Source organism: Streptomyces sp. NPDC046909, from assembly GCF_040644695.1.
Classification (GTDB): Bacteria; Actinomycetota; Actinomycetes; order Streptomycetales; family Streptomycetaceae; genus Streptomyces.
The window spans coordinates 282,511-306,909 of sequence record NZ_JBEYXC010000012.1 but is presented as its reverse complement, the minus strand read 5'-3'; the positions used below and the strand labels follow the sequence as shown (position 1 = coordinate 306,909).

At 69.9% G+C, this 24,399-nt stretch carries 23 protein-coding genes and 1 pseudogene; 14 read left to right on the top strand and 10 right to left on the bottom strand.

Annotated elements, in window-relative coordinates; translation table 11 throughout:
- Window positions 1–7: 7 nt before the first annotated feature.
- Window positions 8–445 (bottom strand): gamma-glutamylcyclotransferase, encoded by a 438-nt coding sequence (locus tag ABZ928_RS35360; protein WP_361527946.1) that lies wholly within the window; start codon window positions 443–445, stop codon window positions 8–10.
- 97 nt (window positions 446–542) lie between these two features.
- Here ABZ928_RS35360 and ABZ928_RS35355 point away from each other — a divergent pair, with 97 nt between their 5' ends.
- Together ABZ928_RS35355 and ABZ928_RS35350 are read left to right on the top strand one after the other, a co-directional pair.
- Window positions 543–1,991, top strand: a complete 1,449-nt coding sequence (locus tag ABZ928_RS35355) for an NAD(P)H-quinone dehydrogenase (RefSeq protein WP_361527944.1) — start codon at window positions 543–545, stop codon at window positions 1,989–1,991.
- A gap of 177 nt (window positions 1,992–2,168) precedes the next feature.
- Window positions 2,169–3,122: a DeoR/GlpR family DNA-binding transcription regulator gene (locus tag ABZ928_RS35350; protein ID WP_361527942.1), complete on the top strand. Its 954-nt coding sequence runs from the start codon at window positions 2,169–2,171 to the stop codon at window positions 3,120–3,122.
- An 84-nt stretch (window positions 3,123–3,206) separates the two neighbouring features.
- Here ABZ928_RS35350 and ABZ928_RS35345 read toward each other — a convergent pair whose 3' ends face one another.
- Window positions 3,207–3,749 (bottom strand): helix-turn-helix domain-containing protein, encoded by a 543-nt coding sequence (locus tag ABZ928_RS35345; protein WP_361527994.1) that lies wholly within the window; start codon window positions 3,747–3,749, stop codon window positions 3,207–3,209.
- Window positions 3,750–3,977: 228 nt separating this feature from the next.
- On the opposite strand from ABZ928_RS35345, the gene ABZ928_RS35340 reads away from it, so the two are divergent.
- Together ABZ928_RS35340 and ABZ928_RS35335 are read left to right on the top strand one after the other, a co-directional pair.
- Complete coding sequence (locus ABZ928_RS35340; RefSeq protein ID WP_361527940.1) at window positions 3,978–4,964, top strand: helix-turn-helix transcriptional regulator; 987 nt, start codon at window positions 3,978–3,980, stop codon at window positions 4,962–4,964.
- 104 nt (window positions 4,965–5,068) lie between these two features.
- A complete protein-coding gene (locus ABZ928_RS35335) occupies window positions 5,069–5,767 on the top strand; it encodes a hypothetical protein (RefSeq protein WP_361527938.1) in 699 nt (232 codons plus the stop codon).
- A gap of 97 nt (window positions 5,768–5,864) precedes the next feature.
- Here the strand turns inward: ABZ928_RS35335 and ABZ928_RS35330 are convergent, their stop codons facing one another.
- The gene (locus ABZ928_RS35330; RefSeq protein ID WP_361527936.1) at window positions 5,865–7,637 is read right to left on the bottom strand and encodes a biotin carboxylase N-terminal domain-containing protein; all 1,773 of its coding nucleotides are present in this window, start codon (window positions 7,635–7,637) and stop codon (window positions 5,865–5,867) included.
- Between the two features lie 364 nt (window positions 7,638–8,001).
- Here ABZ928_RS35330 and ABZ928_RS35325 point away from each other — a divergent pair, with 364 nt between their 5' ends.
- Complete coding sequence (locus ABZ928_RS35325; protein WP_361527934.1) at window positions 8,002–8,514, top strand: hypothetical protein; 513 nt, start codon at window positions 8,002–8,004, stop codon at window positions 8,512–8,514.
- Here the strand turns inward: ABZ928_RS35325 and ABZ928_RS35320 are convergent.
- Both ABZ928_RS35320 and ABZ928_RS35315 read right to left on the bottom strand, forming a co-directional pair.
- Window positions 8,483–9,103, bottom strand: a complete 621-nt coding sequence (locus ABZ928_RS35320; protein WP_361527932.1) for a nucleoside triphosphate pyrophosphatase — start codon at window positions 9,101–9,103, stop codon at window positions 8,483–8,485. The genes ABZ928_RS35325 and ABZ928_RS35320 overlap by 32 nt on opposite strands.
- Window positions 9,104–9,125: 22 nt before the next feature.
- Window positions 9,126–9,254: a hypothetical protein gene (locus ABZ928_RS35315; protein WP_361527930.1), complete on the bottom strand. Its 129-nt coding sequence runs from the start codon at window positions 9,252–9,254 to the stop codon at window positions 9,126–9,128.
- 170 nt (window positions 9,255–9,424) lie between these two features.
- On the opposite strand from ABZ928_RS35315, the gene ABZ928_RS35310 reads away from it, so the two are divergent.
- Complete coding sequence (locus ABZ928_RS35310) at window positions 9,425–10,543, top strand: SGNH/GDSL hydrolase family protein (protein WP_361527928.1); 1,119 nt, start codon at window positions 9,425–9,427, stop codon at window positions 10,541–10,543.
- A gap of 58 nt (window positions 10,544–10,601) precedes the next feature.
- Here ABZ928_RS35310 and ABZ928_RS35305 read toward each other — a convergent pair whose 3' ends face one another.
- Together ABZ928_RS35305 and ABZ928_RS35300 are read right to left on the bottom strand one after the other, a co-directional pair.
- Window positions 10,602–10,811 (bottom strand): acyl-CoA carboxylase epsilon subunit, encoded by a 210-nt coding sequence (locus ABZ928_RS35305; RefSeq protein ID WP_361527926.1) that lies wholly within the window; start codon window positions 10,809–10,811, stop codon window positions 10,602–10,604.
- Window positions 10,812–10,820: 9 nt separating this feature from the next.
- The gene (locus tag ABZ928_RS35300; RefSeq protein WP_361527924.1) at window positions 10,821–12,416 is read right to left on the bottom strand and encodes an acyl-CoA carboxylase subunit beta; all 1,596 of its coding nucleotides are present in this window, start codon (window positions 12,414–12,416) and stop codon (window positions 10,821–10,823) included.
- A 227-nt stretch (window positions 12,417–12,643) separates the two neighbouring features.
- On the opposite strand from ABZ928_RS35300, the pseudogene ABZ928_RS35295 reads away from it, so the two are divergent.
- The 3 genes and pseudogenes from ABZ928_RS35295 to ABZ928_RS35285 all read left to right on the top strand — a co-directional run bounded on the left by ABZ928_RS35295 (window position 12,644) and on the right by ABZ928_RS35285 (window position 16,205).
- Window positions 12,644–13,673, top strand: a pseudogene (locus tag ABZ928_RS35295) (transposase).
- 54 nt (window positions 13,674–13,727) lie between these two features.
- Window positions 13,728–14,588, top strand: coding sequence for a biotin--[acetyl-CoA-carboxylase] ligase (locus ABZ928_RS35290; protein WP_361527922.1), 861 nt, complete (start codon window positions 13,728–13,730; stop codon window positions 14,586–14,588).
- A gap of 498 nt (window positions 14,589–15,086) precedes the next feature.
- Window positions 15,087–16,205 (top strand): adenylate/guanylate cyclase domain-containing protein, encoded by a 1,119-nt coding sequence (locus ABZ928_RS35285; protein ID WP_361527920.1) that lies wholly within the window; start codon window positions 15,087–15,089, stop codon window positions 16,203–16,205.
- Between the two features lie 6 nt (window positions 16,206–16,211).
- Here ABZ928_RS35285 and ABZ928_RS35280 read toward each other — a convergent pair whose 3' ends face one another.
- Window positions 16,212–16,853 carry a hypothetical protein gene (locus ABZ928_RS35280; RefSeq protein WP_361527918.1) on the bottom strand — a complete coding sequence of 214 codons (642 nt, stop codon included), beginning with the start codon at window positions 16,851–16,853 and terminating at the stop codon, window positions 16,212–16,214.
- Window positions 16,854–17,104: 251 nt separating this feature from the next.
- Between ABZ928_RS35280 and ABZ928_RS35275 the strand changes: the two genes are divergently transcribed.
- From ABZ928_RS35275 to hutH, 3 genes are all read left to right on the top strand, one after another.
- The gene (locus tag ABZ928_RS35275; protein ID WP_361527916.1) at window positions 17,105–17,902 is read left to right on the top strand and encodes an enoyl-CoA hydratase-related protein; all 798 of its coding nucleotides are present in this window, start codon (window positions 17,105–17,107) and stop codon (window positions 17,900–17,902) included.
- Between the two features lie 191 nt (window positions 17,903–18,093).
- The gene (locus ABZ928_RS35270) at window positions 18,094–19,242 is read left to right on the top strand and encodes a sensor domain-containing diguanylate cyclase (protein ID WP_361527914.1); all 1,149 of its coding nucleotides are present in this window, start codon (window positions 18,094–18,096) and stop codon (window positions 19,240–19,242) included.
- A gap of 108 nt (window positions 19,243–19,350) precedes the next feature.
- Window positions 19,351–20,889 carry a histidine ammonia-lyase gene (gene hutH, locus ABZ928_RS35265; RefSeq protein ID WP_361527992.1) on the top strand — a complete coding sequence of 513 codons (1,539 nt, stop codon included), beginning with the start codon at window positions 19,351–19,353 and terminating at the stop codon, window positions 20,887–20,889.
- Between the two features lie 88 nt (window positions 20,890–20,977).
- On the opposite strand, the gene ABZ928_RS35260 is transcribed toward hutH, so the two are convergent.
- Window positions 20,978–21,757 (bottom strand): hypothetical protein, encoded by a 780-nt coding sequence (locus ABZ928_RS35260; RefSeq protein ID WP_361527912.1) that lies wholly within the window; start codon window positions 21,755–21,757, stop codon window positions 20,978–20,980.
- A 42-nt stretch (window positions 21,758–21,799) separates the two neighbouring features.
- Entirely contained in the window at window positions 21,800–22,102 is a 303-nt protein-coding gene (locus ABZ928_RS35255) for an LPXTG cell wall anchor domain-containing protein (protein WP_361527910.1), read from the bottom strand.
- Window positions 22,103–22,212: 110 nt separating this feature from the next.
- On the opposite strand from ABZ928_RS35255, the gene ABZ928_RS35250 reads away from it, so the two are divergent.
- Both ABZ928_RS35250 and ABZ928_RS35245 read left to right on the top strand, forming a co-directional pair.
- Window positions 22,213–22,557, top strand: coding sequence for a hypothetical protein (locus tag ABZ928_RS35250; RefSeq protein WP_361527908.1), 345 nt, complete (start codon window positions 22,213–22,215; stop codon window positions 22,555–22,557).
- Window positions 22,558–22,780: 223 nt separating this feature from the next.
- A complete protein-coding gene (locus ABZ928_RS35245) occupies window positions 22,781–24,046 on the top strand; it encodes an Ig-like domain-containing protein (protein WP_361527906.1) in 1,266 nt (421 codons plus the stop codon).
- Window positions 24,047–24,399: the final 353 nt, after the last annotated feature.

The window sequence follows — 24,399 nt, the reverse complement described above, 5'->3', positions numbered from 1 at the left end:
TTTTGTGTCAGCAGGGACGCTTGCGCAGTTCCATCACATAGTCGTGCGGCGCGCCCGCCGACTCCGCCGCGTCGGCGATCTCCCCGAGGTATCGCGCCGACGGCAAGCCGCCCTCGTACGCGTCGAGGACGTACAGCCAGACCGACTCCTCGGTCTCCAGGGTGTGCACCCGGACCCGCATCCGGCGGTAGATGCCGAGGCCGACACCCTCCCAGCGGTCCATCGACTCCTCGTCCATCGGCGCGATGTCGTACAGCGCGACGAAGACCTGCGAGAAGGGGTCCTCGACGATCGTCGCGAGCGCCCCGTCCCAGCCCATCTGCTCGCCGCCGAACGTCAGCCGCCACCCGTTCAGCCAGCCGGTCGCGCGCAGCGGCGAGTGCGGTGCGCGGCGGGTCATCAGCCGCGCGTCGAGGTTGCCGGCGTAGGCGGCGTAGAGCGACATGGGGAGAGGGTACGGCAGCGGGATCGGGCGTCACTCCCGTAACAGTGAGGTCCCGGGCGGGCCCCCCGGGCAGTAGCACCTTGAAGCGTGCGGGACAATGGAGTACGTGACTCGGATCGTGATCATCGGTGGCGGACCCGGCGGATACGAAGCCGCGCTGGTAGCGGCGCAGCTCGGCGCGGAGGTGACCGTCGTCGACTGCGACGGTCTGGGCGGAGCGTCGGTGCTGACCGACTGCGTGCCGTCGAAGACCCTTATCGCTACGGCCGAGGTGATGACCACCTTCGACTCGTCGTACGAAGAGCTCGGCATCATCGTGGCCGACGACACGCCACCCCTGGAGCAGGCGGCCCGGGTCGTGGGCGTGGACCTCGGCAAGGTCAACCGGCGAGTCAAGCGGCTCGCCCTCGCCCAGTCCCACGACATCACCGCCTCCGTCACGCGCGCCGGCGCCCGTGTGCTGCGCGGCCGTGGACGCCTTGAGGGCATGCAGGCCCTCGACGGCTCCCGCAAGGTCGTCGTCACCGCCGCCGACGGCACCGAGGAGACCCTCGTCGCCGACGCCGTCCTCCTCGCGACCGGCGGCCACCCGCGCGAGGTCCCCGACGCCCAGCCGGACGGGGAGCGCATCCTCAACTGGACCCAGGTGTACGACCTCACCGAGCTGCCGGAAGAGCTCATCGTGGTCGGTTCGGGTGTGACGGGCGCCGAGTTCGCCGGTGCCTATCAGGCGCTGGGCTCGAAGGTCACCCTCGTGTCGTCCCGTGACCGCGTGCTGCCCGGTGAGGACCCGGACGCCGCCGCCGTCCTGGAGGACGTCTTCCGGCGCCGTGGCATGAACGTCATGGCCCGCTCCCGCGCCGCCGCCGCCAAGCGGGTCGGCGACCGGGTCGAGGTCACGCTCTCCGACGGCCGCGTCATCTCCGGCACCCACTGCCTCATGGCCGTCGGCGCCATCCCCAACAGCGCCGGTCTCGGTCTTGAGGAGGCCGGGGTCAGGGTGCGCGAGTCCGGGCACATCTGGACCGACAAGGTGTCCCGTACGACGGCTCCCGGCGTCTACGCCGCCGGTGACGTGACCGGCGTCTTCGCGCTCGCGTCCGTGGCCGCCATGCAGGGCCGTATCGCCATGTACCACTTCCTGGGCGACGCGGTGGCCCCGCTGAACCTGAAGACCGTCTCGTCGAACGTCTTCACCGACCCCGAGATCGCCACCGTCGGCTACACGCAGGCCGACGTGGACGCGGGCAAGATCGACGCGCGGGTCGTCAAGCTGCCGCTCCTGCGGAACCCCCGCGCGAAGATGCAGGGCATCCGCGACGGCTTCGTCAAGATCTTCTGCCGTCCCGGCACCGGCATCGTCGTCGGCGGTGTGGTCGTCGCGCCGCGCGCTTCGGAACTGATCCATCCGATCTCGATCGCCGTCGACAACAACCTGACCGTCGAACAGATCGCGAACGCGTTCACCGTGTACCCGTCCCTTTCGGGGTCGATCGCGGAGGTCGCGCGTCAGCTCCACACCCGTAAAGAGACCGGCGAAAGCTAGGGCTTGCCGGGCGGCCGAAACCGATTCCCCGCTGGTCACGGGGAGTTGTCGACCATTCGTGCGGCATAGGCACCGGGCGTAGGCTCTATACCACTTACGGCTCTTCTGTGCGAACAACTTCTGTTATTCGGCGCATACTGCTGAAAGCAGACGGTCGTTGGGGTTACTGTCAGTTTCGTGTTCGCTGCAGAACGTCGCCAATTGATCCTCGAAATGGTGCGAGCGAACGGGGCCGTGTCGCTCCGTGAGCTCGCCCGCGTCGTCCAGACCTCCGAAGTGACCGTACGGCGGGACGTGCGCGCACTGGAGGCAGAAGGACTCCTCGACCGCCGACATGGCGGTGCGGTATTGCCGGGCGGGTTTACGCGGGAGTCCGGCTTTCCGCAGAAGTCACATCTCGCGACCGCCGAGAAGACGGCCATCGCCGACCTCGCCGCGAACTTCGTCGAAGAGGGCGAAGCGATCGTGGTCGGGGCGGGTACGACGACACAGGAGCTGGCCCGCCGGCTCGCTCGCGTACCCGGGCTGACCGTCGTCACCAACTCCCTGTTGGTGGCTCAGGCGTTGGCCCATGCCAACCGGGTGGAAGTCGTGATGACCGGCGGCACACTGCGGGGCTCCAACTACGCGCTGGTCGGCTCCGGTGCGGAGCAGTCCCTCCAGGGGCTGCGGGTGTCGCGGGCCTTCCTCTCCGGCAGCGGCCTCACCGCCGAGCGCGGGCTCTCCACGTCCAACATGCTGTCGGCGTCCGTCGACCGGGCGTTGGTGCAGGCCGCGGCGGAGGTCGTCGTGCTCGCCGATCACACCAAGCTCGGTACGGACACCATGTTCCAGACCGTGCCGACGGATGTGATCACCCGGCTGGTGACCGATGAGCCGCCCTCGCATGACGATCGTGCGGGTACGGAGTTGCAGGCGCTGGCCGATCAGGGTGTGCAGATCGCTGTGGCCGGGGCTTCGGGGGGTGATTCCGCCGTCCCCCCGCGTCAACCCCGCCGAGACGTGTCCCTCCCGGGGCCGAGGCGCGGGGTGCCCGGTACGGGACTCAGGGCGACGTCGGTTCTGAGTGAGCCGGGGGCGGGGTCGGAGCAGAGGGCTGCGGCGCGGGTTGCTGATATGCGGCGGCGTTAGGGCTTGTCGCCTATTCGTCGTGGGGGTTCTTGTTGCTGCGCGAGTGCCGGTTGTGTGTGGCTGGTCGCGCAGTTCCCCGCGCCCCTAGGTAAGTCCCCGTAGCGTCAGTCGTAGCAATCTGTCGGCCAAGTCCGGGTCTGTCGGCGTCTCCTCCGCCGCCAGTGCGATGGCGTGGGTGAGTTGTAGTAGGTCGCCGATCTCCACGTCCTTGCGTACCGCGCCCGACTCCTGAGCGCGTGTCAGCAATGCGCCGCCCGCCTCCCTGATCGGGTCGCTGCACCGGGCCAGCGCCGAGGTGTTGTCCGTCGAGACCGACATCAACGCCCTTGCCAAGCCGCGGTACTCGCTCGCCTGGGCGACCATCTCGCGGAGCCAGGTCACCAGGGCCACGCAGGGGTTCGGGTCCGTCAGGAGTTCTCGGGACCGGGCCAGAAGGCCCGCCACCGCGTCCTCGAAGACCGCGCTGAGCAGGGCGTTGCGGTTGGGGAAGTGGCGGTAGAGGGTGCCGATGCCTACGCCCGCGCGGCGGGCCACGTCCTCCAGGGACGCCTCCGCGCCGTGGGCGGCGAAGGCGGTGCGGGCCTCGGTGAGGAGGCGCTCGTAGTTGCGGCGGGCGTCGGCGCGCATGGGTCGTGCCGGCGCTGGTGTCGCCGTGGCCTCACCGTTTCCCATCGCTCCCACCTGCTTTCTCTCACGCCCCCGATGTGCTCCAAGGATGCCATCGCAAGATGTGAGACTGGGCTGCCCGCGGTGGCTGGAAGCCGTACCTTCTACTCGGGGCAGCCTTTCCCGGGCTTTCCCGTACATCTCATGACTTCTCATGGTTCTCAGGCGAGAGCAGCGCCGGGAGTGCACATGGAGATCAGTGTGACGGACGCGCGGCGCGTGCTGATGCTCGCGAGCGACCTCGAAGAGGCCGCCACCGCGCAGGAACTGAGGGTGCGGGCGCTGTCCGCGCTGATGGACATGGTCCCGTGCGACGCGGGGCAGGCGTACCGGCTCTCGGTGGACGGGAGCGGGGTGTCCGCGCTGTCGCTGCCCGAGGACTCCTTCCACGCGGACCCGATGGTGATCTACGACCATCCGCTGGACCACCCGCTCACCGAGATCATGCTGGAGACGCCCACGACCGAGGCCTGGCGGGTCAGCGATGTCGCCGGGGACCGGCAGTGGCAGCGCACCCACTGCTACAACCTGGACTTCCGGCCCTTCGGGCTGCGCCGGCATCTCGTGGCCTCGGCGGGGGCGGCGGGCGGGGCCGTCGAGGGGTACGCGCTCGTGCGCGCCGGTGCCGACTTCACCGAGGAGGACCGGGATCTGCTGGGGTTCGCTCAAGTTCAACTGGCGGCCGTGGAACGGCGGCTGGCCGAGCGGCAGCGGCTCCTCGCGCTCTGTGCCGCCGCCCTTGAGCTGGTCGGGGGTCAGGGGCGCGGGGTCGCGGCGGTCGGGGAGAGCGGCCGGCCCGAACCGCTCAACGCCGTGGCCGCCCACCTGTTGGCCCTCGTGCGCGACGATCCCCGTCTCGGAATCGGGGACTTCACCGCCCGCGATGTCGAGGTCCGGCACATTCCGCCGGCCACCGCCGGACTGCCCGTACTGATCCTGCTCCGCGATCTCGCCCAAGGGCGCGCCGTCGCCCGGCTGTTCGGGATCACCGAGCAGGAGTACCGGACCCTCCGTCACCTCGACCACGGGCGTACGGCGACCGAGACGGCCCGCTTGATGGGGCTGTCGCCGGCCACTGTGCGGGGCTATATCGCAGCCCTGCACCGCAAGTTGGAGGCCGGACACACGGCGGCGCTGCTGCGCAGGGGGCGGGACCTGGGACTGCTGGCCGACTGAGCCCGGCCCCGGCAACCCCCAGAATTGACGTGTGGTCATCAGCCGGGTCCGCTCGGTTCACTGGCCTGAGGCGCTCCGCAAGACGCGACCTCAGGGGGACTCTCATGGCCACTACGTCGTCACACCCGCCCACCACCACCGAGGCGGCGCCCGCCGGGACCGCGCGGTGGCTCGCGGGGCTCGCGGCCGTGCTGGGGCCGCTGCTGCTCGCGGCGGCGTTTCTGATCAGTCCGTACGACACCAATGCCGACGCCGACGAGATCGCCCGGGTCATCGCCGCCCACCAGGGCGCCACGGAGGCGTCCGTGTGGCTGTGGACCGTCGGGACCGTCGTCCTGGCCCCGGGTCTGATCGCCGTCGGACTGCTGGCCACCGCGCGGTCCGCCAAGCTCGGCCTGTGGGGCTCGGTCCTCTTCGGCACCGGGCTGCTCGCGATCACCGCGACCCCGTCGCTGGACACCGTCGCCCTCGGCGCGCTCGACAAGGGTGTCGACGTCGACACCCTGGCGAAGGTCGGGAAGGGCACCAACGACCTGCTCGTGGTGGGTGTGCCGATCCTCTACTTCGTCGCCGCGCACGTCATCGGCGCCATCCTGCTGGGCGTCGCGCTGCTGCGCGGCCGGGCCGTGCCGGTGTGGGCCGCCTGGCTGCTGATCCTGGCCATGCCGTTCAACGTCGCCGGCTACGCGGGCGGCATCGAACCGCTGACCGTCCTGTCGTTCGTGATGCTCGCCGTGCCCTTCGGCTACGCAGCCCTCGCCTTCGTCCGGCACGGCACGGGATGGGTCCGCAGCACCTCGTAGACCATCACCTCGGGGGAAAGGCGGAGCGCCCGGCGGACTGACTGCTCCAGTCCGCCGGGCGCTCCGGGATGTCGTACGGCCTTCTCGGGACCGCTGATCAGTCCTTGATCTCGCAGATCGCCGCGCCCGACGTGATCGACGCGCCGACCTCCGCGGACAGGCCCTTGATGGTGCCGGCCTTGTGCGCGTTGAGGGGCTGCTCCATCTTCATGGCCTCCAGGACGACGACCAGGTCGCCCTCCTTGACCTCCTGGCCCTCCTCGACGGCGATCTTGACGATCGTGCCCTGCATCGGGGAGGCGAGGGTGTCGCCGGAGGCGACGGGGCCGGACTTCTTGGCGGCGCGGCGCTTCGGCTTGGCGCCGGCGGCGAGGCCGGTGCGGGCCAGCGACATGCCGAGGGAGACCGGGAGGGAGACCTCAAGGCGCTTGCCGCCGACCTCGACGACGACCGTCTCGCGGCCCGGCTCCTCGTCCGTCTCCGTGTCCGCGGCGGCCGCGAAGGGCTTGATCTCGTTGACGAACTCGGTCTCGATCCAGCGGGTGTGGACCGTGAAGGGGTCCTCACTGCCGGTCAACTCCGGGGCGAACGCCGGGTCCTTGACGACCGCGCGGTGGAACGGGATGGCCGTCGCCATGCCCTCGACCTGGAACTCCTCCAGGGCACGCGCGGCACGCTGGAGGGCCTGCTCGCGGGTGGCGCCGGTGACGATCAGCTTGGCCAGCAGGGAGTCCCACGCCGGGCCGATGACCGAACCGGACTCGACACCGGCGTCCAGCCGGACACCCGGCCCTGACGGGGCGTCGAACGTGGTGACCGTGCCGGGGGCCGGGAGGAAGTTGCGGCCCGGGTCCTCGCCGTTGATGCGGAACTCGAAGGAGTGGCCGCGCAGTTCGGGGTCGCCGTAGCCGAGCGCCTCGCCGTCGGCGATACGGAACATCTCGCGCACGAGGTCGATGCCGGCGACCTCCTCGGTGACCGGGTGCTCCACCTGGAGACGGGTGTTGACCTCCAGGAAGGAGATCGTGCCGTCCAGGCCGACCAGGAACTCGACCGTGCCGGCGCCGACGTAGCCGGCCTCCTTGAGGATGGCCTTCGAGGAGGAGTACAGCTCGGCGACCTGGGCCTCGGAGAGGAAGGGCGCGGGGGCCTCCTCGACCAGCTTCTGGTGGCGGCGCTGGAGCGAGCAGTCACGCGTCGACACGACCACCACATTGCCGTGGCTGTCGGCCAGGCACTGCGTCTCCACATGCCGCGGCTTGTCCAGGTAACGCTCGACGAAGCACTCACCGCGACCGAACGCGGCGACGGCCTCACGGACCGCCGACTCGTAGAGCTCCGGCACCTCTTCGAGGGTGCGGGCGACCTTCAGACCACGGCCACCGCCACCGAAGGCGGCCTTGATGGCGATCGGCAGGCCGTGCTCCTCGGCGAAGGCGACGACCTCCTCGGCACCGCTCACCGGGTCCGGCGTACCGGCGACCAGCGGGGCACCGGCGCGCTGCGCGATGTGCCGGGCGGCGACCTTGTCACCGAGGTCGCGGATGGCCTGCGGCGGCGGGCCGATCCAGATCAGACCCGCGTCCAGGACCGCCTGGGCGAAGTCGGCGTTCTCCGACAGGAAGCCGTAGCCCGGATGGATGGCGTCGGCACCCGACTCGCGCGCCGCGTTCAGGACCTTCTCGATGTCCAGGTAGCTCGTCGCCGGGGTGTCACCACCCAGGGCGAACGCCTCATCCGCGGCGCGGACATGCAGAGCGTCCCGATCCGGGTCGGCGTAGACGGCCACGCTCGCGATGCCGGCATCCCGGCAGGCCCGGGCCACGCGGACAGCGATTTCGCCACGGTTGGCGATGAGCACCTTGCGCACGATTGAGGCTCCCTCCTTGAAACAAGCCGAGTTTAGGGACTGCCGACACGGCACTTCGACCCGTCCCCAGTGGTGAGCTTGCCCACACGGAGCGTGATTCGAGGCTCGCTCGACCCGCGAAATCCCTTGTCGCACCTCGGTACGCAGGACTCCTCCCGAAAACCCTAGCCCCCCTCTGTGGTCAAGGTCTCTGTGAGAGCGTGCTGCGGACCACTCCGTTTCTTTGTGGAGTCCCTACGAATGGCCCAACGATTCTTTGCTAGCGGTCGAACCCTTGTCCCGGGGTTTACCCGTTAGTAGCGTTCACGGTGTATCGAACGTACTTGGGGTAACAAGGGTTCAGCTTGAGAGTGGGTGGGGACCGGTGGTGCGCAGACCGGTGGCGTGGGTCGTTGCGGTCGTGCTCTTCGTCGAGGCGCTCGGCATCGCGGCGGTGAACTGGTTCCTGGGCGTCGTCGTCGACCGCCAGGACATGTCGCTGGCCGGCCTGGACCCCGACGCGATGTCGATCTCGTCGAAGATCGGCGGGGTCGTCTTCGGCCTCTACTTCGCCCTGTGCGGCCTGGTCGCCCTGCTCGTGGCCCTGCGCAACCGCCCGCCGGCCGGCCTCGGCCGCATCCTGCTGATCAGCGCCGCGGTGGTGCACGCCCTGCTGGGCGCGTTCGCGTGGGGGCTGCTGGGGTGGTCCGAGTTCCTGTTCATGGTCGTCGTGCTGACGCTGATAGTGCTGCTGTTGATGACGTACGACAGTCCGGCGGAGCCGGCCGACGCGGTGCCGACGTCCAAGGACCCCGAGGGGCCCAAGGAGAACGGCGGGAGTTCCAAGGAGAACGGCGGGAGCCCCGTCACGCCTCCGCCGGCGCCCACAACTCCGTGATACCGACGCCCAGTTCGGCCAGCAGCTTCCGTACGAGGGGCAGGCTGATGCCGATCACATTGCCGTGGTCGCCGTCGATGCCCTCGATGAACGGGGCCGAGCGGCCGTCCAGGGTGAACGCCCCGGCGACGTAAAGGGGTTCGCCGGAGGCGACGTACGCCGCGATCTCCGCGTCGGTCGGCTCACCGAAGCGGACGACCGTGGAGGCGACGGCGGAGACATGCCGTCCGCTGACGGTGTCCCAGACGCAGTGCCCCGTCTGCAGCGTGCCCGCGCGGCCGCGCATCGCCTTCCAGCGGGCCGTGGCCTCCTCCGGATCGGCCGGCTTGCCCAGCGCCTCGCCGTCCAGGTCGAGGACCGAGTCGCAGCCGATCACCAGCGCGCCCTTCACCTCGGGCTTCGCCGACACGACGGAGGCCTTCGCCTCGGCCAGGGCGAGTGCCAGATCGGCGGGGGTGGGGGCGCTGACGGCATCCTCGTCGACCCCGCTCACGATCACCTCGGGGGCCAGTCCGGCCTGCCGCAACAGGCCCAGCCGGGCGGGGGACTGGGAGGCGAGCACGAGTCGGCGGTGCGGCTGTCGGGTCATGGGGCCAGGGTATCGGCGGTCGTCAGCCGACGCCGAGCACGATCATCGCGAGCACCATGGCCAACGCCAGGAACAGCCCCAGTCTCCGCAGCATGTTCTGCATGTCGCGCAGTTCCTCGGGCGGTTCGTTCTCGGGGTCGGACCACAGCATGGCTCCAGGGTGCGGGGGTGACCTCGGGCGGCGCCTGAGTACGCGTACTCAACTTCAACAAAAGGGTCTGGAGTTCCGTTAGCCTGTGGGCAGCTAAAGGAACTGTGTTCCCGTTTAGGGATCCCGTTCGGAAGTCCTGCCTGAAGTCCCGCTGAGAAGGGTGTGCTGCCATGTTCACCACCGTCTGGACCGCGTCTCCCCAGCTCCCGAGCGAGGGATTCACCCCCAACTGGTCTCGGGAGGGCTTCTGGCGGCAGTCGCTGCGCCAGGTCGTCCGGCTGAGCGGAGGCGGCGGGAGGGTGCGGATACGGCTGTCCAACGCGTACGGGACGTCGGCGCTGCGGGTCGCGGGCGCGAGCGTGATGGCCTCGGGGTCGCCGGTGAGCCTCACCTTCGGGAGTGAGTGGTCGGCCGAGGTTCCGGCGCGCGGGGAGGTCGTCAGCGACGCCGCCCACCTCGCCGTCTCGGCGGGGGAGTCGGTGACGGTCACGCTCTACTTCGACGCGGCGACCGGGCCCGCGACCTTCCATGCCCAGGCGTTCACGAGCAGTTGGCGGGGGGAGGGGGACCTGCTGGCGTGCACGGGCGGGGAAGGGTTCGACGCGGTGAGCGAGTCCTGGTACTTCCTGAGCGCCGTGGAGGTGGACGCGGGCCGCACGGACGGGATCGCGCTGTTCGGGGACTCCCTCACGGACGGGTTCGGCTCCACGGTGGGCGCGGACCGGCGGTGGTCGGACGTGCTGGCCGAGCTGACCGGGCGGCCCGTGCTGAACGCCGGGATCGGCGGGAACCTGCTGCTCAACGACTCCGCGTGGTACGGGGAGAAGGGGGTTCACCGGCTGCGGCGGGATGTGCTGGAGCGGCCCGGCGTGGACACGCTGGTCGTGTTGCTCGGGCTCAACGACATTGGGTTCAGCGAGACGGACGAGCAGCCGACGTACAAGCCGGCGCCGGTGGTGGAGGCGGATGAACTCATCGCCGGATACCGGGAGTTGATACGACAGGCGCGGGGGCGGGGGGTGAAGGTCATCGGCTGCACCCTGCTGCCGTTCGGGGGGTCGGACCACTGGGGGGAGCATGCGGCGAAGGTGAGTCATGAGGTCAACGAGTGGATTCGCTGCTCGGGGGAGTACGACGCCGTAGTGGATCTGCAACGGGTGATGGCCGATCCGGGGGATCCGGACCGGCTGCGGGCGGCGTATGACTTCGGCGATCACCTGCACCCCAATGATCAGGGGTACGCGGTGATGGCCGAAGCGACGGCGCTGCGCTTGCAAGGCCGCTTGTGACTGCGGGTCCGCTGTGGCTGGTCGCGCAGTTCCCCGCGCCCCTTTCGGGGCGCTCCGGCTAGCTCGGCCAGTAAGTGCGGGCCCATGTGCTTGGCCCCGGCTGTGGCAGGCGGCGTACTGCGATGCGGGACGGGTCCGACCACCCGTCCCGCTGCTGGGGGGCGCCGGGCGGGGTGGAGGCTGCCGCCGCGGCGCGGGCTCGGACCACTGCCAGGGCGGCGGCGAGCTCCTCGGGGGTGGGGTTGCCCCGTACGACTCTGATCGTCACAGCGTCTCCTTACAGGGGGATGTTGCCGTGCTTCTTGGGGGGCAGGGACTCCCGCTTGGTACGGAGCTGGCGCAGACCCCGTACGACATGGCGGCGGGTGTCCGACGGCATGATCACCGAGTCGATGTACCCGCGCTCGGCGGCGATGTAGGGGTTGAGGAGGGTGTCCTCGTACTCCCGGATCAGCCGGGCGCGCACGGCCTCCAGGTCCTCCCCGTTGGCCTCCGCCTCGGCGATCGTGCGGCGGTGCAGGATGTTGACCGCGCCCTGGGCGCCCATGACGGCGATCTGGGCGGTCGGCCAGGCGAGGTTGATGTCGGCGCCGAGGTGCTTGGAGCCCATGACGTCGTAGGCGCCGCCGAAGGCCTTGCGGGTGATGACGGTGATGAGGGGGACGGTGGCCTCGGCGTAGGCGTAGATCAGCTTGGCGCCGCGGCGGATGATGCCGTCGTGCTCCTGGTCGACGCCGGGCAGGAAGCCGGGGACGTCGACGAAGGTGATGACGGGGATGTTGAAGGCGTCGCAGGTGCGGACGAAGCGGGCCGCCTTCTCCGACGCGGTGATGTCGAGGCAACCGGCGAACTGCATCGGCTGGTTGGCGACGATGCCGACGGGCTGGCCCTCGACGCGGCCGAAACCGGTGAGGATGTTCGGCGCGAACAGGGCCTGCGTCTCGAAGAACTCGGCGTCGTCCAGGATGTGTTCGATCACCGTGTGCATGTCGTACGGCTGGTTCGCGCTGTCCGGGACGAGCGTGTCCAGCTCGCGGTCCTCGTCCGTGAGGTCGAGGTCCGCCTCCTCCGGGAACACCGGCGCCTCGGAGAGGTTGTTGGACGGCAGGTACGACAGCAGCTGCTTGACGTACTCGATGGCGTCCTTCTCGTCCCCGGCCATGTGATGCGCCACGCCGGAGGTGGAGTTGTGGGTCCTGGCCCCGCCCAGCTCCTCGAAGCCGACGTCCTCACCGGTGACCGTCTTGATGACGTCAGGGCCGGTGATGAACATGTGCGAGGTCTGGTCGACCATGACCGTGAAGTCGGTGATCGCGGGCGAGTACACGGCACCGCCCGCGCAGGGTCCCACGACCAGGCTGATCTGCGGGATGACCCCGGAGGCGTGGGTGTTGCGGCGGAAGATCTCGCCGTACGCACCGAGGGAGGCGACGCCCTCCTGGATCCTGGCCCCACCGGAGTCATTGATCCCGATGACCGGACAGCCGGTCTTCAGCGCGAAGTCCATCACCTTGACGATCTTCTGCCCGTAGACCTCGCCAAGGGCGCCGCCGAAGACGGTGAAGTCCTGCGAGAACACCGCGACCGGACGCCCGTCGACGGTCCCGTACCCGGTGACGACCCCGTCCCCGTACGGCCGGTTCTTCTCCAGCCCGAAGTTGGTGGAGCGATGCCGTGCGAACTCGTCCAGCTCGACGAACGACCCCTCGTCAAGGAGCAGCTCGATCCGCTCACGGGCCGTCAACTTGCCCTTGGCGTGCTGCTTCTCCACTGCACGTGCGGAGCCGGCGTGCGTCGCCTCGTCGATACGACGCTGGAGATCCGCGAGCTTGCCCGCGGTGGTGTGGATGTCGATCTCTTCCGGCTCGGACATCGCGATGCGGCTCCCTGCCTGCTCAAAAGGGGGGACGGTTACTCATCCGTAGAGTAGTGGGGGGCCTGCGAAACGGCAGGCGGGGCGATGTGTTCTGAGACCAACACCACCAGGTCTGTGAGATGAAGACCACCTCCCGCATCAGGGGCCAATCGGGATCTGTCCGGCCCAACTGGCCGCGGGGCTGCTCGGCGGGAAGCATAACGAGGGCGGGGGGTGACAGCGCGGTGGCGGAGACCGGAGCAGTGGTGCATGCCCGGTACACGTTCCGGCTTCGGGTGTCCTCCACGGCTCGCTCAGCCCTGGTAGCGGAGTGGGACCGGTGTCGGTGGGTGTGGAACGCATGCGTGGCCAAGTCCAAGGCCGTCCACCTGCACAACAAGGCCGTCGGAGAGAGGCTGACGTGCGGACCGGCGCAGTTCGACAAGATGCTGACCCAAGCGCGCAAGGCGACCCCATGGCTGCGCGAGGGCTCCTCGATGCCGCAGCAGCAGATCATCCGCGACTTCGGCAAGTCCCGCGCCAAGGCCCACAAGGACATCAAGGACCGGCTGCCCCCGGCACGCAGGGCCGGGATGCCCAGGTGGAAGACGAAGCGTGAGGCACTGCCCACCCTCAACTACACCCGGCAAGGCTTCCGGTTGAAGGACGGCACGCTGCATCTGACCGGCGAGATTGCCCTGACTGTGGTGTGGTCGCGGGAACTGCCCGCGGCTCCGTCCAGCGTCCGCGTCTACCAGGATGGCATCGGCCATTGGTACGTCAGCTTTGTCGTTCCCGCTGTTGTCGAGCCGCTGCCCGCCACCGGCGCGGTGCTCGGCGTTGACTGGGGCGTGCGGGAGACGGCGACCACCACCAGCGACGTCCATGACCTCCCACATGCTGAGCATGGCAGGAAGGCCCAGCAGAAGCTGACCCGGTACGACCGGATGATGGCCCGCCGTAAGCCGAAGAAGGGCGCCGCTGACGCCGCCATCGGCGCCACCCAAGCGGGCCTTGATCGAGATGGCCCGTAAGCACGGCAGGATCGTGCACCTGGTCCACCCCGCGCACACCACGATGGACTGCGCGCAGTGCGGAGCGAGAGCCAAGCACGCACTGCCGCTGGGGATGCGCACCTACAACTGCACCGCCTGCGGAAGAGCGAGCCCACGGGACAAGAACTCCGCGCAGGTGATGCTCATCCGGGCTGGTCTCAACCCGGCTGGTGTCGAGGGCATAAGACCGCCCGGGGCGCCGCCCCGAGTGGCTGCCTGAGCCAGGAATCCCCTCCATTCGGGGAGGGGAGGATTCAAGCCTAGGGTGGCTTGCATGACGCCGAGAGATGCTTCAGACGACAGTCGTTGGTCCGACCTCGATCGTCCGCCGCTCAGTGCTGCCGCGTTGCGGCGGGGGCTGGTGCGGGACGGGGGGTTGTGGCGTGAGGTGGAGGTCGTGCAGCGGACCGGGTCCACCAACAACGATCTGGTGGGGCTTGCCGTTAAGGGGGCTGCGGGGGAAGGCGCGGTGCTCGTCGCCGAGGAGCAGACCGCCGGGCGGGGGCGGCTCGACCGGCAATGGACGGCGCCGGCTCGGTCCGGGCTCTTCTTCTCCGTGCTGCTCAAGCCCTCTGATGTGCCGGTGGCTCGGTGGGGGTGGTTGCCGTTGCTGACCGGGGTGGCTGTCGCTACGGGGCTGTCGCGGGCCGCCGGTATCGATACGGCACTCAAGTGGCCCAATGACCTGCTGGTCACTGTGGGTGGGGAAGAGCGTAAAGCCGGCGGGATCCTTGCCGAGCGGGCCGGTGAGGACGGGGTCGTGGTGGGGGTCGGGATCAACGTCACGCTGCGTGAGGACGAGCTTCCTGTGCCTCAGGCGGGGTCGTTGGTGCTGGCCGGGGCGATCACCACGGATCGGGATCCGTTGTTGCGGGCTGTGCTGCGGTCGTTGGAGGAGTGGTACGGGCGGTGGCGGTCGGCGGGGGGTGATCCGGGGGTCAGTGGGCTTCAGGAGACGTATGCGGCGGGGTGCGCGACGTTGGGGCGGGTGGTGCGGGCCGAGTTGCCGGGGGATCGGTCGATCACGGGGGAGGCGGTGGCGGTGGATGGTGACGGGCGGCTTGTGATCGCTACGGGGGAGGGGGTGCAGGAGCCGGTGGGGGCCGGGGACATCGTGCACCTGCGGCCCGCGTAGCTGCTTTTCTCGCCCCCGCCGCCCCTACCCGTCCCTCCCCCAGAGAGGGGACCCCCACCAGGGGCGCTGCCCCTTCGACCCCGGGTCCCTGGGGGCTGCGCCCCCAGACCCCGCCTTTTCGGCCCTGAAGGGGCCTCGTCCTCAAACGCCGGACGGGCTGAGATACCTGGGCCGGCGTCGAGAAGCTCAGCCCCCAGCGGGTGGGTGGGGGATCGGGACGGCAAAACCTCGTCCTCGGGTGCCGGACGGGCTGGAATTACCTGGGCCGGCAGCGAGAAGCTCAGCCCCCAGCGGGTGGGTGGGGGATCGGGACGGTGAGACCTCGGCCTCGGACGCCGGGCGGGCTGGGATTACCTGGGCCGGTGTCGAGAAGCTCTGTCGTCAGCGGGTGGGTGGGGGATGGGGGACGGCAGTCCCCCCGGAGTGAGCTACGGCACACCTGCCGTAAAGTGAAGGCCGGTCGATACCTGACCGTGGCAGATCGGAAGGGCAGCAGGCGTGACCGTCGACGACACGGGATCCGACATGGACCCGCAGTCCGCCGAACCCGGCGAGCACCCGCTCGCCGTGCGCCTCGAACAGCTCATCCTCGGTGCCGAGCGGCGGTACACGCCCTTTCAGGCGGCCCGTACGGCCGGGGTGTCCATGGAACTCGCCACCCGGTTCTGGCGGGCCATGGGCTTCGCGGACGTCGGACAGGCCAAGGCGTTCACCGAGGCGGACGTGCTCGCGCTGCGGCGGCTCGCCGGTCTCGTCGAGGCGGGGCTGCTGAGCGAGGCCATGGCCGTGCAGGTGGCCCGGTCCACCGGGCAGACCACCGCCCGCCTTGCCGAGTGGCAGATCGACTCCTTCCTCGAGGGGCTCACCGAGCCGCCCGAGCCCGGCATGACCCGTACCGAGGTGACGTACCCGATCATCGAGCTGCTCCTGCCCGAGCTGGAGGAGTTCCTCGTCTACGTGTGGCGGCGGCAGCTCGCCGCCTCCGCCGGGCGGGTCGTGCAGGCCGCCGACGACGAGGAGATGGTCGATCGGCGGCTCGCTGTCGGGTTCGCCGATCTCGTCGGCTTCACGCGGCTCACCCGGCGGATGGAGGAGGAAGAGCTCGGCGAGCTCGTCGAGGCCTTCGAGACCACCGCCGCCGACCTCGTCGCCGCGCACGGCGGGCGGCTCATCAAGACCCTCGGCGACGAAGTGCTCTACGCCGCCGACGACGCCGGCGTCGCCGCCGAGATCGCGCTCCGGCTCATCGAGACCATGGCGAACGACGAGACCATGCCCGAGCTGCGCGTCGGCATCGCCTTCGGCACGGTCACCACCCGTATGGGCGATGTCTTCGGGACCACCGTGAACCTCGCCTCCCGGCTCACCTCGATAGCTCCCCGCGACGCCGTCCTCGTCGACAGCGCCTTCGCGGAGGAACTGATCCGCACCACCGAGGCCCCCGCCTCCGAGGCGGAGGCCGCCGAGGCCGCGGCCGCCGCCGAGAAGGAGGGCGAGGAGCCGCCGACGTACCGCTTCGCGCTCCAGCCGATGTGGCAGCGGCCGGTGCGTGGGCTGGGGGTCGTCGAGCCGTGGCTGTTGACGCGCCGGTCCGGCGGCGGCAGCAGCACGCCGTAGCCGGGTCTAGCGGGCACCCAGCGGTCCCACGCACAGCCCGATGACGGGCACGCACACACCCCCAGGCTGATTCGGCGCCGGGGCGTTCGTGGTCTGACTCGGTGCGGGAGTGGGGGCCGGCTGCGGGGCCGCGCTGCTCGTCGCCGGTGCGGGGGGTGTGGTCGCGGGCGCAGGTGTGTTCGGTGCCTCGGGGATCGTCGTGGCGACGGGCACAGGAGTCCTACCGGTCGGCGGCGCCGGCAGGACGGTCGTCGGGGACGGCAGGGGTACGAGGGTGCTGCCCGCCGTCGGGGTCGCGCTCACCCCGCCCATCGCTGAGGTCGCCGACGGGCTCACCTTCGGTACCGAGCCGATCGTCGCGGCGGCGTTGGTCGCCCGGTCCGTGCCGGGGTCGTCCAGGTCCAGGCGGGGTTCCGCCTCCGTGGTACCGGTGCCGAGACCGCCGCCGAGGCCCGGCTCCGAGGCCAGTCGTACGAGGCTCAGGGCGCCGGCGGCCAGGGCGAGGCCGCCGGCCGCGAGCAGGACCTTGCGGGGGCGGGGGCGGCGGTGCCGGCCGCGGGGGGCGGTGAAGAGGCGTGGCGGTACCGGCTCGGGAACCTCGGTGATGGCTTGCTCCACCCTTGGTGCGGTGTCCGTCATCGTCGTCATCGCGCTCCCTCCCCCTGCGCTCGCGCCCCCGGTGCGCCGTGGCGGAGCGCACGCTATGCGCTCCTGTGGGCGGTGGGACCCGAGTTGGGCGGGATGTCACCCGAACGGGGAGTCGGGCGGGGATGCGGGAACCGGGAGGTGGGAATCGGGGGGTGGGAATCGGGGGGCGGTCCGGTTCGGCCTTTCGCCTTTCGGGCCGTGCTGCGATGATCGGGGCGGATGGTGTTAACCCGCGTTAACTGGAGGGTGTCATGAGCGAGGACGAGCGGTACGGGGAGTTCGTGCTGGTGCGGCGGCACGGGTACGTCGCGGAGCTCGCCCTCGACCGGCCGAAGGCCATGAACGCCGTGTCGACGGAGATGGCTCGGTCGTTGGGGGCGGCCTGTGCGGCGCTGGGGGCCGACAAGGACGTACGGGTCGTTGTGCTGACGTCCACGCATGAGCGGGCGTTCTGTGTGGGGGCAGATCTCAAGGAGCGGAACTCCTTCAGTGACGCGGATCTGGTGCGGCAGCGTCCGGTGGCTCGGGGGGCGTACACGGGGGTGCTGGAGCTGCCGGTGCCTACCGTCGCCGCGGTGCATGGGTTCGCGTTGGGGGGCGGCTTTGAGCTCGCCCTGTCGTGTGACGTGATCGTGGCCGACCGTACGGCGGTGGTGGGGTTGCCGGAGGTGTCGGTCGGGGTGATTCCGGGGGGTGGGGGGACGCAGTTGCTGCCTCGGCGGGTGGGGGCCGCTCGGGCGGCGGAGCTGATCTTCACCGCGCGGCGGGTGGAGGCGGGGGAGGCTCGGGAGTTGGGTCTTGTGGATGTGCTGGTGGAGGAGGGGCGGGACCGGGAGGAGGCGCTGGGGTTGGGGGCGCGGATCGCCGCGAACTCTCCGGTGGGGTTGCGGGCGGCGAAGAAGGCGTTGCGGGTGGGGTACGGGCTGGATCTTCGGGCTGGGCTGGAGGTCGAGGACGCGGCTTGGAGGTCGGTGGCGTTCTCGGGGGACCGGGCGGAGGGGGTACGGGCGTTCAACGAGAAGCGGACACCTGAGTGGCCCGGGGAGTGAGCCGAGCCGGCGCGGGTGGACCCACCCAGGGGCGCGGGGAACTGCGCGACCAGCCCCCACCTCGCCGCACCCCGCCACGAACCGCAACCCGCCCCCACCCCTCCCCCGCTCACCCGGCAATCCACCGCCCCCCAACACCTGTTCGGCGCATCAATGTCCCCGTTCGTCCGAAACCTCCCTAACCTGGAGTGATGGGTGAGGACAAGCGGCTCGCGGCCGTCGTCGCGTTGGCGCAGGGCATGGCCGCAGCCCACGGTTCACGTGAGGCGTGGCGGGCCGCGGCGAGCGGGGCGTGCCGGGCGCTGGACGGGAGTTTCGCCGCGCTGTCCGTGTGGGAGCGGGAGCTCGGGCGGCTCAGGGTGCTTGTCAATGTCGGGGAGCGGGCGGCTGACGAAGAAGAGTTCCCCGATGCCGAGGCCTACCCCGTCCATCAGTTCCCCGAGATCACCGAGTTCCTGCACGAGCGCTGGGCCGGCGGCGGTGAGCCCAACGCCTGGGTGGAGACGGCGGAGGGCCCGGCCGCCGGTCGTAGACCCGGGTACGTTCACCAGCGCGTCGCCGCCCTCCGCAGGAGAGGCCGCGGGTGTTGCGTCGTCGCGCCCATCGTCCTCAACGGGCGCGCCTGGGGCGAGCTGTACGTCGCCCGCCCCGCCAAGGCGCCCGTCTTCGACCGTGCCGACGCCGACTTCGCCACCGTCCTCGCCTCCGTCGTCGCCGCCGGGATCGCGCAGACCGAGCGGTTGGAGGAGGCGAGACGGCTGGCGTTCACCGACGCGCTGACCGGTCTCGCCAACCGCCGCGCCGTCGACGTACGCCTTGATGAGGCGGTCGAGAGGCACAAGCGGGAAGGGGTGGTCGTCAGTCTCGTCGTGTGTGATCTGAATGGGCTCAAGCGGGTCAATGACACTCAGGGGCATGCTGTCGGTGACCGGCTTCTCGAACGGTTCGGGTCCGTGCTCTCCCTGTGCGGGGCCATGCTGCCCGGTGCGCTCGCCGCGCGGCTCGGGGGTGACGAGTTCTGTCTGCTGGCGGTGGGGCCCAGTGCCGACGAGGTCGTGAAGGCCGCTGACGAACTCTGCCGTCGGGCCGCCGAGTTGGAGATGGGGGACGGGGTCGCCTGCGGGGTCGCGTCGACCGAGGATCCGATCGGGCCCGTACGTTCCGCCCGCCGGCTGTTCCGGCTCGCCGACGCCGCCCAGTACCGCGCCAAGGCCGAGCACGCGGACAAGCCGGTCGTCGCGGGCCGGGAGGGGCCCGACGATCCCGTCGTACGGCTGGCCGACGCGCCCTCGCACGAGGAGCGCCCGGAGCGGCGGCGGTTCCGGGGACGCCGGCTCTGAACGACGTACGCCCCCGGCCTCCGCTTCGGCGTACGCGACGGTAAGGGGTGAACCCCGACCCCACTCGTGACATCTTCGTCTTCAGTGCGTACGCTCCTGAATATGGATATGCACACTGTGGTGGTGGGGACGTCCGGGGTGACCGCGTCCGACGTTCTCGCCGTGGCGCGCGACGGCGCCCGGATCGAGCTCTCCGGCGAGGCGGTCGCGGCGCTGGCCGCCGCCCGCGAGATCGTGGACGCGCTGGCCGCGAAGCCCGACCCCGTCTACGGCGTGAGCACCGGCTTCGGCGCCCTGGCGACCCGGCACATCAGCACCGAGCTCCGTGCGCAGTTGCAGCGCAACATCGTCCGTTCGCACGCCGCCGGCATGGGGCCGCGGGTGGAGCGGGAGGTCGTACGGGCTCTGATGTTCCTGCGGCTCAAGACCGTCTGCTCGGGGCACACCGGGGTCCGGCCCGAGGTCGCGCAGACCATGGCCGACGTCCTCAACGCCGGGATCACCCCGGTCGTGCACGAGTACGGCTCCCTCGGCTGCTCCGGCGACCTCGCGCCCCTGTCCCACTGCGCGCTGACCCTCATGGGCGAGGGCGACGCCGAGGGGCCCGACGGGGTCGTACGGCCCGCCGGTGAGCTGCTCGCCGAGCACGGGATCGCCCCCGTCGAACTGCGCGAGAAGGAGGGGCTCGCCCTTCTCAACGGCACCGACGGCATGCTCGGCATGCTGGTCATGGCTCTCGCCGACCTCGACATGCTCTACAAGTCCGCCGACATCACCGCCGCGCTGTCGATGGAAGGGCTTCTGGGGACCGACAAGGTCCTCGCCCCCGAACTGCATGCCATCCGGCCGCATCCGGGGCAGGGGGCCAGTGCCGCCAACATGCTGGCCGTGCTGAAGGGTTCGCAGCTCACCGGGCATCATCAGGACGACGCGCCGCGCGTCCAGGACGCGTACTCGGTGCGGTGTGCTCCGCAGGTCGCCGGGGCCGGGCGCGACACCATGGCGCACGCGGGGCTCGTCGCCGAGCGGGAGCTGGCCTCCGCCGTCGACAATCCCGTCGTCCTGCCCGACGGGCGGGTCGAGTCCAACGGCAACTTCCATGGCGCGCCCGTCGCCTATGTGCTGGACTTCCTCGCCATCGCCGCCGCCGACCTCGCGTCCATCGCGGAGCGGCGGACGGACCGGCTGCTCGACAAGAACCGGTCGCACGGGCTGCCGCCGTTCCTCGCGGACGACGCCGGTGTGGACTCCGGGCTCATGATCGCCCAGTACACGCAGGCCGCGCTGGTGAGCGAGATGAAGCGGCTCGCGGTGCCCGCCTCCGCCGACTCCATTCCCTCCTCCGCCATGCAGGAGGACCACGTCTCCATGGGGTGGTCCGCGGCGCGCAAGCTGCGGACCGCCGTCGACAACCTGACGCGCGTGATCGCCGTCGAGCTGTACGCCGCCACGCGGGCCGTCGAGCTGCGCGAGGGGCTGGCGCCGGCACCGGCCTCGCGGGCGGTCATCGAGGCCGTGCGGAAGGCCGGGGTGCAGGGGCCGGGGCCCGACCGGTTCCTGGCGCCGGATCTGGCGGCGGCGGACGCGTTCGTGCGCGGCGGGGAGCTGGTGCGGGCGGCGGAGTCGGTGACCGGGCCGCTTCAGTAGGGCGTACGGAGAAGAAGGGCCCCGTCGGATGACGGGGCCCTTCTCTTGTACGGGTCTTATACGGGTCTCATGCCAGCCTTGTGCGGGCTTACTTGAGCTTGGCGACCTGGGCCGTGACGAGCTCGGCCGGGATCTCGGTCTTCGAGCCGTCGGTCAGGGCGGCCAGGTTGACGCTGTAGAACGTGGCCAGGGTGTTGCCCTTGCGGACCACCTCGGTGAGGAAGGTGGCCGTGCCCTCGCCGTCCATGTCGACGGTCTCGGCGAACGCCAGCGACTCGTCGCCGGCGCCGGAGGCCTTCGCCGTGGCGACCTTGGTGACCTTGGTGTTCTCGCCCTCGGCCTTGAGGCCGTAGCCGCTGGAGCAGGCCGTCACGCCGTCGGACAGGGTCTTGAGGGCCTTCTCGGCGCCGTCGGCGTCGTAGGAGGACAGGCCGACGAACGTGATCTTGACGTCGAAGGCGCTCTCGATGTCCGCGGCGTCCTTGCCGGCCGACGCGGCGGGCGCGGCGGTGACGGTGTTGCTGGCGTTCGCGTTCGTGTCGCCGGGGGCCAGCGCGGCCGTGGCCCAGGCCAGCGGGTCGCACGCGGCCTTGTCGGTCTTCACGTCGCTCTTGGACTTGGGGAGGGTGTCGTCGCCCGACTCGACCTCGTAGTCCTTGACGTCGCCCTTGGCGAGCAGCAGCTTCTCCAGCTCGGCGGAGGTCAGTGCCTTCGCGGCCGGGGCCGAGGACGCGGCGGCGGACTCCTTGGAGTCCTTGGCGCCCTTGGTGTCGTCCGAGCCCTCGTCGGAGCAGCCGGTGATGAGGGCGAGCGACAGCGCGCTCAGGGTGAGCGTGGCGGCTATACGAGCCCCCGATGATCTCTTCATGTGCGGACTATGAGGTTTTGGTCAAACGTGCGTCAAGTCGATTCAAAAACCGAGGCGTTCCCGACGTACCGAATAGACCACGAATCCGGCACCGAGCGCGAGGAAGGCGGTGCCGCCGACGACGTACGGGGTGGTGTCGAAGCTGCCGGTGTCGGCGAGTCGCGTGCCGTCCCCGGTCTGGGAGGACTCGGCGGTGGACACGGCGGTGGTCGCCCTGGCCTGCTGTGTGACCTCGGTTCTCGCCGGTTCGTCCTGGGACGCGTTGGCGGAGGGGACGAACCAGAGGGCGCCCAGGAGGGTGCCCGCGGCGGTGGCGGTCAGCAACGGACGGCGAGCGGATGACACGGAATATCGATCCCCTTGTGGCGCTGGCGAATTGGCCGTGTGGGGCGATGTTAATGAAAGGGGCGGGTCACGGGAAAGTCACGGGGACGAAGGGCCGTACTCTCCGGAACATGAGCACTGCAGAGACATCACGTTTTGTACGCCTTCGGGTGGAACTGGTTGTGGAGATCGACGACGAGGGGGCCGTGACCGGGGCCGCGTTGCAGCGGATCGCGGAGGATCCGGAGCTGCCGGCCGATGAGCAGGCGCATGCCGAGAGCGCTGTGACGGAAGACACCGCGGAGGCCCTCGCGTATCTCGTCGATCCGTTCGACCTGGTCAGCGAGGTGCCGGGGGTCGAGCTCGTGCAGGCCTCCTGGTCCAGCGAGCAGATCGACTACGACCCGGATTCGCCGGAGTGGGACCTCGACGAGGATGATGAGGCCGAGGACGCGGAAGAAGAAGTGGTCGGCTGAGCGGTCTTGGGAAAATCGTGACCCCGGACGGCAACCGCCGCCCGGGGTTTCGTCGTCTCAGGGGGCGCACGGACCGATCGCACCACCTGTCACCGTGGACGTGGTGTGCCCCACACCTTCGAAGAATGTGGAACGGGACGAACCGGTCGTAGCGTTGAGGTTTGATCGAGGGGACTCCCGTCCTGCTGGCGGGGACTCTCGGGGTTCTGGGGATTCGGCAACGATGGAGAAGCGTGTGATGACGGTCGGTAAGCGGCGCAAGGGCCTGACGGTCGCGTCCGCACTGCTCGGCGGTGTGCTGGTGCTGACGGCGTGTTCCAGCGGCAGCGACGACGCCTCCGGCGGCAGCGGCAACGACACCTCGCAGGCCAAGGCCGACGAGGCGGCCGCCAAGAAGACGTCCGAGGCGGACATCACGATCACGCCCAAGGACGGCTCGGACAACGCCTCCATCAACAACTCCGCCGCGGTCACCGTGAGCAAGGGCACGCTCACGGACGTCTCCATGACGACCGCCGACGGCACCGAGGTTTCCGGCGCGCTGTCCGCCGACAAGACCAGCTGGAAGCCCAACGCCCAGCTGGAGCGCTCGACCACCTACAAGGTCGCCGCCGAGGCCAAGGACTCCGACGGGCGGGTCGCCCACGAGAACGCCTCGTTCACCACGGTCTCCCCGACCAACAGCTTCATAGGCAACTTCACGCCGGAGAACGGTTCCACCGTCGGCGTGGGCATGCCGGTGTCGATCAACTTCGACAAGGCCATCACCAACAAGGCGGCCGTCCAGAAGGGCATCACCGTCTCCTCCTCCAGCGGCCAGGAGGTCGTCGGGCACTGGTTCAACGCCAACCGCCTCGACTTCCGCCCCGAGAAGTACTGGACCGAGAACTCCACCGTCACGCTGAAGCTCGCGCTCGACGGTGTCGAGGGCGCGGACGGCGTCTACGGCGTCCAGCAGAAGACGGTCACCTTCAAGATCGGCCGTAACCAGGTCTCCTACGTCGACGCGAAGACCAAGCAGATGAAGGTCACGCACAACGGCGAGACGGTCAAGACGATCCCGATCTCCGCCGGTTCGCCGGAGAACAAGACGTACGAAGGCATCATGGTGATGTCGGAGATGTTCAAGGAGACGCGCATGAACGGCGCGACCGTGGGCTTCACCGACAACGACGGCAAGGGCGAGTACGACATCAAGGACGTGCCGCACGCCATCCGTCTGACGAACTCCGGCACCTTCGTGCACGGCAACTACTGGGGCGCCAAGTCCATCTTCGGCAGCGTCAACACCAGCCACGGCTGCGTCGGCCTCTCCGACACCAAGGGCGCCAACGACAAGGGCACGGCGGGTTACTGGTTCTACAGCAACTCGATCATCGGTGACGTCGTGGTCGTCTCCAACACCGGCGACAAGACGGTGGCCCCGGACAACGGCCTCAACGGCTGGAACCTGAGCTGGGCGGACTGGAAGGCGGGCTCGGCGGTCTGACGCCGGGCACCTGACGTAAACCGTTCGAGGGCGGTCACCTGAACAGGTGGCCGCCCTCAACTTTCGCTTCCCGTAAGGGAGTTGCCGGTGGTGTCCGGCATGTGACGCGCCTGCGCTTACCTATGGGACGTCACGCCAGACCAAAACCGACTCTCATGTGTGGCTCACCCGGTTGCTGCCGGAAGCGTGGGCCAAGCATGTGAGGAGGTGGTGGCTCTGGTGGCTCGGCAGGTAGCGGGAGATCCCTACATAAGCTAGGGACCTCCCACCAAAGCTCCTGTTGAGCCGAAGCCCCTGTCACGGTTTTTGTACCTCTACCCGGCCGTGGCGGGGGCTTCTCCAAGGATGTACGC